This window comes from Streptomyces sp. NPDC104814, from assembly GCF_055583185.1.
Genome location: NZ_JBVJOL010000001.1, coordinates 1017951 through 1031584, shown reverse-complemented (window position 1 = coordinate 1031584; position 13634 = coordinate 1017951). Strand labels below are relative to the sequence as shown.

Sequence of the window (13634 nt, the reverse complement as noted above, 5' to 3'; positions counted from 1 at the left end):
GACATGCGAGCCGTCTGCGTCGCCGGGGCGCGACCCAACTACATGAAGATCAAACCGGTGATGGACGCCCTGGAACGCCGCGGCGCCGAGGTGGTCCTCGTCCACACCGGTCAGCACTACGACCCGGCCATGAACGACGTGTTCTTCGCCGACCTCGGCATCCGCCCGCCCGACCGCTTCCTCGGGGTCGGCTCGGGCAGCCACGCCGAGCAGACGGGACGCGTGATGACCGCGTTCGAGCCGCTGCTGGACGAGGTGTCCCCGGACATCGTCGTCGTGGTCGGCGACATCAACTCCACCCTGGCCTGCGCCCTGGTGACGGCGAAGGCCGGGCCGCTGCTCGCGCACGTCGAGGCCGGTCTGCGCAGCCGGGACTGGAGCATGCCGGAGGAGGTCAACCGGGTCGCCACCGACCGGGTCAGCGACTATCTGCTGGCCCCCTCGCCGGACGCCGTGGAGAACCTGCGCGCGGAGGGCTACCGGGACGACCAGGTCCACCTCGTCGGCAACGTCATGATCGACACCCTGTTGGCCAACCTGGAGCGGGCGAGGAACTCCGGTGCCCTCGACCGGTACGGCCTGACCCGGGGCGCGTACGGGCTGGTCACGCTGCACCGGCCGGCCAACGTGGACGACCCCGAGGTGCTCGCCGGGCTGCTGAAGGCGCTGGGGGAGATCGCCGGGCGCTGCCCGCTCGTGCTGCCCGTGCACCCGCGCGCGGCCGGGCGGCTGGCCGAGATCGGTGTGCCCGGAGGGGTGCGGCTGGTGCCGGCCGCCGGCTATCTGGACTTCATCGCCCTGCAGGAGGGCGCCCGGCTCGTGCTGACCGACTCCGGCGGGGTGCAGGAGGAGACCACCGCACTCGGCGTGCCGTGCGTGACCCTGCGGGACAACACCGAGCGTCCCATCACCGTCGAGCAGGGCACCAACGTGCTGGCCGGCCGGGATCCGGAGCGGATCGTCGCCACCGTGCACCGGGTGCTGGACGCCCCGCCCGCGCCGCGCCGGCCCGAGTTGTGGGACGGACGCGCGAGCGACCGTATCGCCGAGGTGCTGCTGGAGGGAGGCACCGCGCGCACCCGGCCGCGGCCGACCGACCGGACACTCCCCGAATGATCCGCTCGCACCATATGCTCGGGGCACATCGGGTCGCGAGGGGGGACCGCCATGGATCTCGCTGAGATCTTCCGTGTCATGCGCAGGCGCTGGAAGGTGCTGCTGCCCGGACTGCTACTGACCGCTGCGCTGACCGCGGCCGTGGCACTGACGGTGCCGGTCACCTACCAGTCACAGAGCACGGTGGTCCTGCTGAACTCGCAGAAGGCCACCGTCGCCTACGACGGCAACCCGTTCCTGAGCACGCAGACCTCGCTCACCGGCATGGCCGACAGCCTGGCCCGCAATCTCAACTCCGACGGTTCGCTGCGGGAGCTGAAGTCCCGTGGCGCGACCGGCACGTTCGAGGCGAAGCTCGCCGACAACGCGCAGGGACCGCTGATGTGGCTCACCGTGACCGGCGACGACAAGGCCGGTGTCCTGTCCGCGGACCGCATCCTGACGACGTACGCGCAGGAGCGGCTGGAGCAGTTCCAGCGGCAGCAGCGGGTCGATGCGAAGGCCATGATCCGCATGACGACCATCGTGCCCCCGCAGGACCCGGTGGCGCAGACCAAGACGCGGCTGGAGTACATGATCATGGCCGGTGGCCTCGGTCTGGTGCTGAGCCTGGTGGCCGTGTTCTTCGTGGAGGCGCGCCGGCGGCCGCGGCCCGCGCCTCCCACGCCCGGGGAACCGGTCGTGGAGCAGACGATGGCGCTGCGGACCGCGCCCAGCTGGTCCCGGGCCACCGACCACCGGCCCACGGACAACAGGGCCACCGACAGCCGGGCCACCGACAGCCGGTCGGCCGGGTCCCCCGACGCCGGGTCCGCCGCGAGGGCCGGGCGGTCCGTCATGACCGTGGAGTCCGCCGCCGAGCCGCTCGACGAGGAGTCTGCGCATGGAGAGCATGGACAGCGTCCGCACACCGGACAGCGACACCGCTGAGCCGGGCGGCGCCCCGGCTCCCGCCTCGATCGGTCACCAGGTCCGTTCCGCGGCCCGCTGGAGCCTGATCAACACCGTCGTCATGCGCCTGGGCAACTTCGCCACGGGCATCCTCCTGGCGCGCTTCGCGCTGGGACCGGCCGAGTGGGGCGTCTACGGCATCGCCCAGACCGTCCTACTGGTCCTGCTGTCGGCGAACGAACTCGGCGTCAGCCTGGCCCTGGTGCGCTGGGAGGGCGACCCGCGCCGCTTCGCGCCGACCGTGCTGACCCTCGCCACCGCCTCCAGCGGCCTGCTGTACGCCGCCCTGTTCGTGGCGGCGCCGACGGTCGCCGTGCTGCTGGACTCGCCCGACGCCAGTGGTGTGCTGCGCGTGATGTGCCTGTGCCTGGTGATCGACGGTGTGGCGCAGGTCCCGGCCGCCATCCTCACCCGGGAGTTCGCCCAGGGCCGGCGGATGGCCATCGACGCGCTCAACTTCGTCCTGAGCACCTCCGTGACCCTGGCGCTGGCGTTCACCGGCGGGGGCGCGATGAGCTTCGCCTGGGGCGCGGTCGCCGGCAACATCGCCGCCCTCGTCGGCTGCGCGCTGGCCGCCCCGGGCACCCTGCGCTTCGGCTGGGACCCCGTGCAGGCGCGCGCGCTGCTGAAGTTCGGGCTGCCGCTGGCCGGTGCGAGCCTGCTCGCGCTCGCCGTGGTGAACGTGGACACCCTGGTCGTCGGCTCCGCCCTGGGCGGGGTCTCGCTCGGCTTCTACGTGCTGGCGTTCAACATGTCCGGCTGGCCGGTGCGCATCATCTCCGAGGCGGCCCGGCGGGTGTCCTTCGCGGGCTTCTCCCGTCTCGCCGACTCCCCGCAGGCCCTCGCCCAGGGCTTCAGCCGCGCCCTGGGTGTCCTGGTCACCGGGACCGTCCCGCTGTGCGTGCTGCTCGGAGGTCTCGCGGCCCCGGTCGTCCGCCTGGTGTACGGCAGCACCTGGGTGCCCGCCGCGGCCGCGCTGCCCTGGCTGATGGCCCTGGGTCTGGTCCGCATCGGCTGCGAACTCGCCTACGACTGCCTCGTCGCCGCAGGTCAGCGCCGTTCCCTGATCCTCACACAGGGCCTGTGGGTCCTCGCCCTGATCCCCGTGCTGGTCGCCGGGGCCCGACTGAACGGCATCGTCGGCGTCTCCCAGGGCCATGTGCTGGTCGCCGCCGGTCTCGTCGTGCCGGTCTTCCTGTACGCGCTCGGGCGGGCCGGGATAGGCCTCGCACCCATCGCCCGTGCCTGCGTCTGGCCGTTCCTCGGCGGCGCGGTGATGACCGTGGCCGTGCTCGTCGCCGAGCGGCTCCTCGGCGACGGCCTGCTCGCCCTGTGTGTCACGGCCACGGCCGCCCTGGCCTGCTATGTAGTGTGCGTCCTGCCGAGCCGCGGGTTCCTGCTCGGCTCGCGTACCCCGGAGACCGTATGACGAGGCTGCGCCTCCTGCTCGCCGGCCTGGCCCTCGTGCTGTGCGCCGCCTGTTCGGCGGGCGGCGATCCCGCTCCGGCCCGCTCGCCCCTGCGCACGGCGGACGCCAAGCCGCCGCCGCCCGGGGAGGCCGGCTTCCCGGACGCCCGCACGACCGGCCCGCGCACCGCGCTCACCCCGCACTCCTCGAAGAGCCTCAGCATCCGGACCGACGGCACGGTCATCAAGGGCTGGGACCTCACCGGCTCCCTCGACATCTACGCGAACGACGTGACCGTCGTCGACTCGAGGATCACGTCGACCAACTGGTGGGGGATCAACCTGCGTCCCGGCTACAGCGGCCTGAAGGTGCTGCACAGCACCATCACCGCCGTCCCCGGCAAGGGCCCGGACAACGGCGGAGTGGACTACGCCGTCTCCAACATGGGGACCAGTTCGATCGAGGTCGGCTGGTGCGACATCTCCGTGTTCGGCAACGCCCTGTCCATGGGCCAGGGGTACCTGCACGACAACTACGTCCACGACCTCGTGCCGTTCCGCAACACCGGCGGCGAGTGGCAGCACACCGACGCGGTGATCAGCGGCGGCGGCAACACGGGCGAGCTGGTCGTCCGGCACAACACGCTCCTCAACCCGGTGCCCGTCGACCGGGGCGCGTCCGCCGCCATCGGGCTGTTCGCCGACAGCGGCCATGTCTCCCGGGTCACCGTGGAGCGCAACCTGCTGGCCGGCGGAGCGTACGCGCTGTACGGGGGCGGGCCGGGCGCCACCCGGGTCAGGGTCACGGACAACGTCTTCTCCCGCCGCTACCACCGCAACTCCGGTGTCTACGGGGCCGTCACCGCCTGGAACGAGGGCGGGAGCGGGAACGTCTGGCGCGGCAACCGGTTCTCCGACGGCACCCCGATCGTCCCCAAGCCGGCCGGCTGAGGAAGAGGATCATGCGACGCATCGTCCGCGCCCCCTGGGACATACTCAAGCGCGCCTTCGGCTGGCTCGTCCTGTTCGAGCTGCGCAACAAGGTCCTGCTCGCCCCCTCGGCGCTGCGCCTGCGCCGCTGGGAGAGGGCGGAGGTCCGCCGGCTCGCGGCCGGTGCCGCTCCCCCGCCCCCCGCGCTCGTCGCCACCGTCATCGCCACCCACCGCCGGCCCGACGCGCTGCGGGCGGCCGTCCGTTCGGCTCTCGCCCAGACCGTACGCGACCACGTCGTGATCGTCGTCGACGACGGCGCCGGGCTGACCGAACTCCCCGACGACCCAAGGCTGTTCGCGGTGTCACTGGCCCGCAACACCGGAGTGGCCGGCGTCGTGCGCAACGTGGGCATCCGGCTCACCCGCTCGCGGTACGTGGCGTTCCTGGACGACGACAACCTGTGGGAGCCGGACCACCTGGAGCGGGCGCTGGCGGTGCTCGAAGCGCCGGGCGGCCCCGACGGCGTGTACACCGCGCTGCGCCGCGTGCTGCCGGACGGCACCGAACGGGACGTGCTGTCGGTGCCGTTCGACCGCCGCCGGGCCGCCCGGGAGTCGTTCCTGGACACCAACGCGTTCGTCGCCCGGCGTACCCGGGCCCTGCACTTCAGCCGGCTGCGGCGCACCCCCGAGGTGATGCCGCGCGAGGACTGGGAGCTGATCCGCCGCTACAGCCGCGGCCACCGGGTGCGCCATGTGCCGCACGCCACGGTGCGGTACCTGGTGAACCCGGGGAGTTTCTACACGACCTGGTCGGCCTGAGGCCCGGGCGTCGCCCGCAGCGCCCCCGGGGTGAGCAGCGCACCGGCCGCGGCGCGGCTGGCGGCGCGGCCGAGGGCGGCGCGTGAGGCCTCCCGCAGCAGGACGGCCGCACGGAAACAGGCGGTGGCGAGCGGCCCGTGGCGCCGCCGGTACAGCCGTACCCGGTTGAGTGTGAGCAGGCTCCACAGCCAGGGCGACACCTGCGAGTCCCCGCCCAGGTGGACGGCCTCGGCCGCCGGCTCCAGTTGCGTGGCGTGTCCGAGGTCGCGCGCCCGCAGGCAGTACTCGGTCTCCTCGGAGTAGAGGAAGAAGGACTCGTCCCACGGGCCGCACGCGGCCAGGCAGCCGGCCGAGATCGCCATGAGGGCGCCGGTCGCCCAGTCCGCGCGGGTGGACCGCCGATAAGCGGCCGGGTCGGTGACGAGTTCGCTCAGCGCCGGGAACCGCCCGGCCCGGCGGTTGCCGATGACGGCCTCGCCGAGGGCCCGCAGCACGCTCGACTCCCGGCGCAGCGAGTGGTGCGGGGTGTCCCCGCCCTCCTCGTAGAGCAGGGGTACGGCGATGCCGACGCCGTCGCCGAGGCTGTCGACCAGGCGTCTGGCGCAGCCCCGCCGCATGCGGATGTCGGGGTTGCAGATGAGGACGGCGTCGTGGCCGTCGGCGGCGGCCAGGGCCGCGTTGACCCCGGCGGCGTATCCGGCGTTGCGTCCTGTCTGCACGACGGTGGCGTCGGGGGCCAGGGTTTTCAGGACGTCGACGGTGTCGTCGGCGGAGTCGTTGTCGGCGACGACCAGCTGCCAGTCCAGGCCGGTCATGCCGTCCGGGAGCGCGGCGAGGAACCCGGGGAGCACCGCGGCGCTGTTGTAGGTGACGACGATGACGGCGACGCGGCTCATCGGGACTCCACGAGGTCGGGAAGCCGGGCTTCGGTGGGCATGCTGCGGCTGACGACGGCGGCGGCAGCGGCCTCGCGGCGGATGAACCCGAGGTAGCTGCCTCCGGCGCCGAGCAGCAGGAAGAACATGCCGGCGAACATGGGGAAGCTCAGCGAGTCGAAGGTGGCGCTGATGACCAGGGCGACCAGGCTGGAGGCGAAGAACGCCTGCCCCAGTTCCCGGTCGGCCTCGGTGCGGGCGAGGCGGCGGATGGCACCGCCCTGGTGGATGCCGGTGACGAACAGGGTGAGCAGGGCGAGCAGCCCGACCACGCCCATCTCGGCGAGACCGAGCATGTACTGGTTGTCGGTGAAGAAGTACAGGTCCGGGGTGAAGGTGCCGAAGCCCCGCCCGAACAGCGGGTGTTCCTTCAGATACGGCACGATCGCGCTGTACTTGACCGTGCGGGCCTGGGTGCTGCTGTCGGAGTTGGACAGGAACGACGCGAACAGGCCGGTGATCGTGCCGATCAGCCCCGGCACGAGGACCTTGAAGACGGCCACGGACGCCGTCATGACGCCGATCGCGGCCCAGCGCCGGGCCGGCTTCCAGCGCACCACCATCACCACGGCCACCAGCAGCAGGCCGATGATCGAGGTCCGCGACACCGACAGCGGCAGCGCGCCGGCCAGCAGCACCACCGGCGCCCAGCGGCGCCAGGGCCGCAGATGACGGCGTACCGGATCGAAGGCCTGCTGGATCGCGAAGGGCAGCAGGATGGCCAGCACCCCGGCGAACTCCAGGGGCTGGGCCGTGGTGGAGCGGGGCCGGGTGAAGGCGCCGCGGTCCATGACGGACACCTGGGCCACACTGGTCTGCAGGCCGGGGATGTGCAGGGAGTCGGCGATGTTGGTGGCGGCGAAGAAGTCGTAGAAGCCGATCGCGGCGACGACGGAGGCGAGCACCACCACGCGGCGCAGCAGTACGTCCAGCCGGCCGCGCTCCTGCACGGCGGCGGAGGTCAGGACGACCAGGGACACCCACACCAGGTAGCCGATCAGGCCGCGGTCGGCGCCGAGGACCTCCTGGTGCGAACTCTCCCGCATGGCGTCGGCGATGTACGCCAGCAGGACGGCCACGCCGAGCACGCACATCGCGACCCGGACGAGCCGGGTGCCCGGGGCGGGCAGGATGCGGCCGCCGAGCCAGGTCGCGAGGTACCACAGCAGACCGAGCAGGGCGAAGACGTTGGCCGGGGTGCCGACGCCGCCGAGCGCGGGCAGGGCGAGGTTGGACGGGATGAAGAAGGCCAGCGCCAGATAGACGGTGAGGATCGCCGTGGCGTCGACGCGCCGGGCGAGCACGCCGGCCCGGCCCGGGTTCGCGGTGCGGGTCTCCTTCGGCCGGGGCTCGGCGCGCCGGCGGCGGACCACCGCGACGCCCTCCATCAGGATCGACAGCAGGAACGCGCTGACGACACCGAGGATGACGACGGCCGCGACGTCCTGGTAGCGGCTCTTGGACTTCGCCACGGGCGTCTGCGGCAGGACGACGGGCGCCGTCTGCACGAGGTAGGCGGGCGGTACCTTGGCGGCCTCCTGCAGGGCGGTGAGCTGCTCACCGGCGAACGCGGTCAGGGTGTTGGTCTCCGCGAGCACCTTCGCCCGGTCGGTTCCGGTGACGCTGAGCGAGAGCAGCGGGCTCTCGCTCTGCGGCGCGAAGCCCGCCGTGTACGGGTCGGTGACGCCCCGGCCGCGCAGTTCCCTCGCCGCGTCGCTGGATTCCAGGGTGCGGATCAGCACGTCGGCCGTGACGATCAGCGAACCGCCCGCGTTCGAGATGGGGTTGCCGAACGTCGGGGCCAGCCGTGCGACCGCCGAGGAGTCCAGCAGTGCCACCGAACTCTGCGACTGGTAGGAGACGGGCACCGTCATGTACAGATAACCGCCGCCGAGCAGACTGAGCAGGGTGAAGGGCACCATGAAGTACCAGCGTCTGCGCAGGATGGCCCATATCTCACCAAGGCTCATCTACCGTCCCCCCAATCGGTGGCATCACGCCGCGCGTCCTGCCAGTATCGGGGGTGACGGAAGGATCTCCTATGTCGCCCGGGAACGTCGCCGACGCACTGCTGCGGCGGTGGTACGTCGTGGTGGCCGCGCTGCTGCTGACGGCCGCCGGTGCCTGGCAGGTGGTGCGCCCCGCGCCCCAGTACGTCGGCTCCGCGGTGGTCGTGCTCAAGCCTCCGGTGACGCGGAACCAGCCCAACCAGCTGACCAATCTGCAGCCGCCGCTGGCCCTGGTCTCCTACTCGGTGATCCAGCAGCTCCAGTCTCCCGCGGGTGACCGGGAGTTGCGCGCGGCAGGCGTCGAGGGGACGTACCACCTGGTGCCCCGCAACAGCGGCACCAGCGCGACGCCCCGCTATCTGATCCCGTCGCTTCAGGTGCAGGCGCAGGCGTCGGACTCCGGCACCGCCGTGGGCGCCGTACGCCGGATCGTCGACGTCTACACCCGGCACGTCGAGGCGTTGCAGACGTCCCAGGGGGTGCCCGACGGGTCGCGGATCACCGCCTCGGTGCTGGTGTCCCCCAGCGCCGCCCAGGTGCAGGGCACGCCGAGCCGGGGCCTGGCCGGTGCCGCCCTGCTGGGCCTGGCCGGTGGTGTGGTGGCCGCGTTGTGGTTCGACCGGTATCTGATGGGCCGGCGCAAGGTCACGCCGGGACGGCACGCGGGCCCGCTTCCCGTGGCCTCCTGAGAACGGTCGCCTCACAGGCCGCGGCGCTTCCAGGACTGCCACCACAGCCACTCCCGGCCGCGGTCGGCCACCGCCGACCACACCAGCGGCTGGAGGTAGGGCATCGCCGCCGGCCCGATCCGCCGCCGCAGCCGCAGCGCGCGGTACTCCGGCAGCGCCCGGTAGCCCGGCAGGCACTCCTCGGCGAACGCCACGCACTCCTCGACCGGGACGACATCGGTACGTCCTCGGTCGTAGGCACGGTAGGCGCGGCGCAGGGCGTAGCGGGCGAGCCGGGTGTGGACCTGCTCGGCGAGGCGGTCGCGGTGGGGCAGCCGGTCGGCGCACTTGGCGAGCACCGAGTCGAAGGCGACGAGGCGCTGGCGCAGGTCGTCGAGCTGGCCGCCGAAGTCGGTGGTGGACATGTTGTCGCCGTGGACCCGGTAGAAGGCCTGGTCCGCGCCGCGTATGTAGCCGACGTCGGCGTGGGCGGCGAGCCGCATCCACATCTCGATGTCACCGGCGTGCGGGAGGGCGGGGTCGTAGCCGCCGACCGTGCGCTGGAGGCTGGTGCGGACGACGACCTCGGGTGAGGTGATGCAGCCCGTGCCCTCCGAGAAGCGCCGCTCCAGCCACCACTGGCCGGGGTAGACGACCGAGCCGGTGGAGCGGGTGCGGGCCTGCGGCAGGGGGCCGCCGTGCCGGAAGCGCAGGGGGCGGCCGTAGGCGAAGCCGGCTTCCGGGTGGGCGTCGAGGAGGGCTGCGGCGCGGACCAGGGCGCCCGGCACGAGCCGGTCGTCGGCGGACAGCAGAGCGACGTAGTCGCCGTCGGCCCAGTCCAGCAGGCCCTCGTTGTAGGTGGCGATGTGGCCCTTGTTGGTCTCGTGGACGTGGACCTCGATGCGCGGGTCGGAGGCGGCCAGCTTCTGCGCGACCTCGGCCGAGTCGTCGGGCGAGGCGTCGTCGATGATGAGGACCCGGACGTCCACGCCGTCCTGCTCGTCCAGGACGCTGCTGACGCAGTCGGCGAGGAAGTGGCCGTACTTGTAGCAGGGGATGACAACACTGACGGTGCTCATCGGGGCGGCAGCCAATCCCCGGTGGTGGTCCGCGCGGTGCGGGACCACCACCGGTGCGCTCGGTCGGTCAGTTCTTCTTCTTGCGGACGGTCTTGCTGGTCAGGGTCCAGCTGTGGGGCGTCACCGCGTGGCGGTGCGTGTCCCGGGCGCTGATCGTGACCGTGAACCGCGTGCCGTCCGGCAGCGGGGCCGACAGATGGACGGACACCTTGCGGGTGGCCCGGTCGTAGGAGGTGACGGCCGTGACGTGGAGCTTCCTGGCGGCGGCTGCCGTGGGGCCGGGCAGAACGGTCACGGTCGCGGTGACGGAGGACAGCGCGGTGCCCGCGGGCAGGGTCGCCACGAGGGGGGTGGCCGCGTCGGCGGTGTGGGACACCGAGGACGTGGTCACCTCCGAGGCGGTGGCCGGGGCCAGCATGGCGCTCGGGTTGTCGGCGGTGAAGACGGGGCCCACCCAGTAGTTCGCGGAACCGTAGGAGCTGTTCGGGAAGGCGGGGCCGGCACCGTACCGGTAGAGCCCGTTGTGGTGCGTGGTGGTGTCGGCGGTGGCGGTCAGCGGGTACGACTGGTGGGCCGCCGTGAAGTAGCCGCCGTCGACGGCGTAGTTGCCCTGCGGGGCGTGGTAGGAGACGACGTACGGGGTGCCGGCCGTGATGGCCACGGGCGTGGTGAAGGTCAGCGTCTGCCAGCCGGAGGGCGACTCGTTGGTGAAGGTGCCGCTGCCGAGCAGGGTGCCGTCGTCGCTCCACAGGCTGCCGGTGTGGGTGCCCGTGTTGCCGGTGCCCTTGTAGAAGGTGACACCGGTGACCCAGCCGTTGGTGGACGAGGTGAAGCGGGTGCCCAGTTCGACGGAGTTGGCGTCACCGGTCACGTCGGTGGTGGCGGGGACGGTGGCCGCGTTCCACAGCGTGCAGGGGCAGGTGACCGCCGGCGGGGTGGAGCTGGTGGTGAAGCTCCAGGTCACCGGGTTCGCCATGGCGTTGCCCCATAGGTCGGAGGCCTGCACGGACGCCGTGTAGGTGGTGTGCAGCGCCAGTTCGGTCGACGGGGTGAACGTCGCCTTGTTCGCGGCCGGAAGCGTGAGGGTGCCCGGTACGGCCGTGCCGTCGGGGTCCTTCACGGTGAAGGTGAGGCTGTCCGCGTCGACCGACGCGTTGAAGGTGGCCGACACCGGGGCCGTGATCGAGGAGTTGGTCGCGCCGGACGTCGGGGACGTCGCGGTGACGGTGGGCGGGGCGGTGCTGGCCGTCGAGGTGTCGAGGACCACGTCGACCCAGTAGTTGCTGCCCGAGGACTGCGAGGACGGGAAGGCGCTGGTGGAGCTGTACTTGTAGACGCCGTTGCCGCCGTCCGTGCCGGACTTCAGCGCGGTGAGCGGGGCGAGGCCCGCGTCGCCGTTGGTGAAGTAGCCGCCGTCGTAGGAGTAGCCGCCGTTGGGGGCGAAGTACGAGGCGACGTAGGTGGTGTTCGCCTTGACCGCCACCGGGGTGGAGAAGTTCAGCTGTTGCCAGCCGGAGGCCGACTCGGCCGTGAAGGTGCCGGTGGCCAGGCGGGTGCCGGAGGCGCTCCACAGGCTGCCGGTGTGGGTGCCGGTGTTGGCGGGCGCCTTGTAGAAGCGCACACCGGTGATCGAACCGGCCACCGTGGTGCGGAACTTGACGCCCAGCTCCACCGAGCTGCCGTCGCCCGCGTTGACCGTGCCGGGCACGGCCGAGGCCGGCCAGACGGTGCAGGGGCAGGTCTGCGGACCGACGGTCACCGCCAGGGTCGTGACGGCGCCGATGTTGACGCTGTCGTCGACCGCGCGGACCTTGATCGACGCCGCGCCCGGAGAGGTCGGCGTCCAGGTGTACTTCCAGGAGGTGAGGCCGGTGGCGGCGTTCCATGTCGTGCCGCCGTCGGTGGACACCTCCACGCGGGCGACGACCCCGCCGCCGGTGTCGGTGGCGGTGCCGGTGATGGTGACCGGCTTCAGCGCCGGCAGGGTGGCGCCGGAGGCGGGGCTGGTCACGGTGACCGCCGGACCGGTGGTGTCGGTGGAGGCGCCGGTGGCGACGAGGTTGCTCTGCAGCGTCTTCGGCTGGACCCCCATGTCGGCGAGGATGTTCACGGTCGCCTGCTGCATGCGGGCGTCCTCGGTGACGACGGTGTCGGCGGGGTTGTAGGTGGGGACGTTGGTCAGGCCCCACGACCACTGCACGGTGCCCGAGCCGAATACCAGCGCACCGGAGTCCTGGTCACGGAAGGCGACGAGGTTGTGCGTCGCGGTGCCGTTGCCGTACACGTTGCCCCAGTCCATGCGGAGCTTGCCGTCGTTGATGTCCACGGTCGTGGACGACAGGTCGATCGCTCCGGCCGGCCGGGTGCCGTTGCCGATGTCGCTGTCCCACTCGTAGCCGAGCGTGCCGGCCGGGAAGGTGGCGGTCTGGCTCGGTGAGAGGTTGGCGATGGAGGTGTTGCGCCACAGCCGGTTCTTGCCGTAGGAGCCGGGGACGGTGATGGCGTCGGCGCGGTAGCCGTTCACCGTGAACATGGAGCCGGTGAGGATGTTCGGCGGCTGGTAGGTCTGCCCGTACTGGGTGCTGGTCGGGTCCATCCAGGTGCCGGTCCAGATGCCGCTGGGGTCGGCGATGCCGTTGTTCTGCGCCATCTTGGTCATCTTGTAGCAGACCAGGGTGCGGTTCGCCGTGTTCGTGCCGTCGATGCTCGGGGCGAGGCGGGTCTTCCAGAAGACCTCGTTGCCGCTGAAGAAGGCCTCCCGCAGCCCGGCCTTGCGGGCCGCCAGCACATTGGAGTACTGGCTCTGCGTCCAGTACTCGTCGTGGCCGGAGGACATGTACACCTTGTGGTTCTTCAGCAGGGTGGCGCCGTTGGTCGACACGTCCACGCCGGACAGGTAGCTCACGTCGTAGCCATTGCGTTCCAGCCACGACAGCATCATGAACTCGGAGCCGTAGATGCCGTTGTCGCCGCCGATGTCCAGCGGCCGGTTGTAGCTGACCTCGTAGGCGCGGCCGTCGGGCGCGGGCCCCGCCCCGCCGTACAGGTCCTGGCCGCCGTAGTCGTTGTACGCCTGCCAGGTCTGGTCGCTGGTCTGCACGACGACGTCGGAGGTGCTGGAGTCCTTGCGGACGACGAACGGGTACGGCATCAGGCCGTCGCCGTCGGTCTGCGTGATGTTCGCGATGTACAGGCCGGACACGGCGTCGCCGGGCACGGTCCAGCTCGCCGTGACGGGCCAGTTGCCGCAGTCGACCAGGCCGGTGGCGCTCTTGGTGGTGCAGCTCTTGGGGCTGGTGATGTAGTTCGCCGGGTACGTCACCGCGGCCTGCGCCGCCGTCGACATCTCCCGGGCGCCGTCACCGCCGTACCAGCCCAGCCGGTAGATCTCGATGCGGTACGGGGTCTTCGACTGGACCTTGAACTGGACCGTGTCGCCCGCCTGGACGCTCTCCTTGGTGGTGAACCCCTTGATGTCACCGTAGGCGTTGGCCGAGAACCAGTCGGACTTGGGGCTGCCCGGCTTGGAGTTCTCGCAGACGACCGGGTTCGACCCGGCACCGCACGGATCGGTCACCGCCTGGGCGGGGACGGCCTGTGGCAGCACCGCCCAGATCAATGCTGCGACGACGGCGAGGCGCCCGCCCCGCAGCCGTCTGCTCCAACTGTTCATGTGTACCTCTCAGCGGTGCTGTGCCGGCCGACCCGTGCGGTC

General features: G+C 71.8%; 10 protein-coding genes. 6 read left to right on the top strand and 4 right to left on the bottom strand.

What is annotated here, in order from left to right:
* Positions 1-3 precede the first annotated feature (3 nt).
* Genes wecB through ACZ64A_RS04330 form a run of 5 tightly spaced genes read left to right on the top strand, consistent with a single transcriptional unit; the run spans position 4 to position 5228 of the window.
* Positions 4-1116 (top strand): non-hydrolyzing UDP-N-acetylglucosamine 2-epimerase, encoded by a 1113-nt coding sequence (wecB, locus tag ACZ64A_RS04350; RefSeq protein ID WP_469808116.1) that lies wholly within the window; start codon positions 4-6, stop codon positions 1114-1116.
* A 51-nt stretch (positions 1117-1167) separates the two neighbouring features.
* Positions 1168-2046, top strand: a complete 879-nt coding sequence (locus ACZ64A_RS04345; RefSeq protein ID WP_469808115.1) for a Wzz/FepE/Etk N-terminal domain-containing protein — start codon at positions 1168-1170, stop codon at positions 2044-2046.
* Positions 2000-3496, top strand: a complete 1497-nt coding sequence (locus ACZ64A_RS04340; protein ID WP_469808114.1) for an oligosaccharide flippase family protein — start codon at positions 2000-2002, stop codon at positions 3494-3496. The genes ACZ64A_RS04345 and ACZ64A_RS04340 overlap by 47 nt, the downstream gene beginning before the upstream one ends.
* Entirely contained in the window at positions 3493-4425 is a 933-nt protein-coding gene (locus ACZ64A_RS04335) for a hypothetical protein (RefSeq protein WP_469808113.1), read from the top strand. Before ACZ64A_RS04340 ends, ACZ64A_RS04335 begins: the two co-directional genes overlap by 4 nt.
* An 11-nt stretch (positions 4426-4436) precedes the next feature.
* Positions 4437-5228 (top strand): glycosyltransferase family 2 protein, encoded by a 792-nt coding sequence (locus ACZ64A_RS04330; protein WP_469808112.1) that lies wholly within the window; start codon positions 4437-4439, stop codon positions 5226-5228.
* On the opposite strand, the gene ACZ64A_RS04325 is transcribed toward ACZ64A_RS04330, so the two are convergent.
* Together ACZ64A_RS04325 and ACZ64A_RS04320 are read right to left on the bottom strand one after the other, a co-directional pair.
* Positions 5207-6124 carry a glycosyltransferase family 2 protein gene (locus ACZ64A_RS04325; RefSeq protein ID WP_469808111.1) on the bottom strand — a complete coding sequence of 306 codons (918 nt, stop codon included), beginning with the start codon at positions 6122-6124 and terminating at the stop codon, positions 5207-5209. The genes ACZ64A_RS04330 and ACZ64A_RS04325 overlap by 22 nt on opposite strands.
* Entirely contained in the window at positions 6121-8133 is a 2013-nt protein-coding gene (locus ACZ64A_RS04320) for an O-antigen ligase family protein (protein ID WP_469808110.1), read from the bottom strand. Before ACZ64A_RS04320 ends, ACZ64A_RS04325 begins: the two co-directional genes overlap by 4 nt.
* 71 nt (positions 8134-8204) lie before the next feature.
* On the opposite strand from ACZ64A_RS04320, the gene ACZ64A_RS04315 reads away from it, so the two are divergent.
* Positions 8205-8861: a hypothetical protein gene (locus ACZ64A_RS04315; RefSeq protein ID WP_469808109.1), complete on the top strand. Its 657-nt coding sequence runs from the start codon at positions 8205-8207 to the stop codon at positions 8859-8861.
* A gap of 11 nt (positions 8862-8872) precedes the next feature.
* Here the strand turns inward: ACZ64A_RS04315 and ACZ64A_RS04310 are convergent, their stop codons facing one another.
* On the bottom strand, positions 8873-9919 hold the full coding sequence (locus tag ACZ64A_RS04310; RefSeq protein ID WP_469808108.1) for a glycosyltransferase family 2 protein: 1047 nt from the start codon (positions 9917-9919) through the stop codon (positions 8873-8875).
* Positions 9920-9986: 67 nt separating this feature from the next.
* Positions 9987-13592 carry a DUF4082 domain-containing protein gene (locus tag ACZ64A_RS04305; RefSeq protein ID WP_469808107.1) on the bottom strand — a complete coding sequence of 1202 codons (3606 nt, stop codon included), beginning with the start codon at positions 13590-13592 and terminating at the stop codon, positions 9987-9989.
* Between the last annotated feature and the right edge of the window lie 42 nt (positions 13593-13634).

Bases quoted from the DNA above. Each gene is read 5' to 3' on its own strand.
- wecB (WP_469808116.1), top strand. From the start codon at position 4: ATGCGAGCCGTCTGCGTCGCCGGGGCGCGACCCAACTACATGAAGATC.
- ACZ64A_RS04345 (WP_469808115.1), top strand. From the start codon at position 1,168: ATGGATCTCGCTGAGATCTTCCGTGTCATGCGCAGGCGCTGGAAGGTG.
- ACZ64A_RS04340 (WP_469808114.1), top strand. From the start codon at position 2,000: ATGGAGAGCATGGACAGCGTCCGCACACCGGACAGCGACACCGCTGAG.
- ACZ64A_RS04335 (WP_469808113.1), top strand. From the start codon at position 3,493: ATGACGAGGCTGCGCCTCCTGCTCGCCGGCCTGGCCCTCGTGCTGTGC.
- ACZ64A_RS04330 (WP_469808112.1), top strand. From the start codon at position 4,437: ATGCGACGCATCGTCCGCGCCCCCTGGGACATACTCAAGCGCGCCTTC.
- ACZ64A_RS04325 (WP_469808111.1), bottom strand. From the start codon at position 6,124: ATGAGCCGCGTCGCCGTCATCGTCGTCACCTACAACAGCGCCGCGGTG.
- ACZ64A_RS04320 (WP_469808110.1), bottom strand. From the start codon at position 8,133: ATGAGCCTTGGTGAGATATGGGCCATCCTGCGCAGACGCTGGTACTTC.
- ACZ64A_RS04315 (WP_469808109.1), top strand. From the start codon at position 8,205: ATGTCGCCCGGGAACGTCGCCGACGCACTGCTGCGGCGGTGGTACGTC.
- ACZ64A_RS04310 (WP_469808108.1), bottom strand. From the start codon at position 9,919: ATGAGCACCGTCAGTGTTGTCATCCCCTGCTACAAGTACGGCCACTTC.
- ACZ64A_RS04305 (WP_469808107.1), bottom strand. From the start codon at position 13,592: ATGAACAGTTGGAGCAGACGGCTGCGGGGCGGGCGCCTCGCCGTCGTC.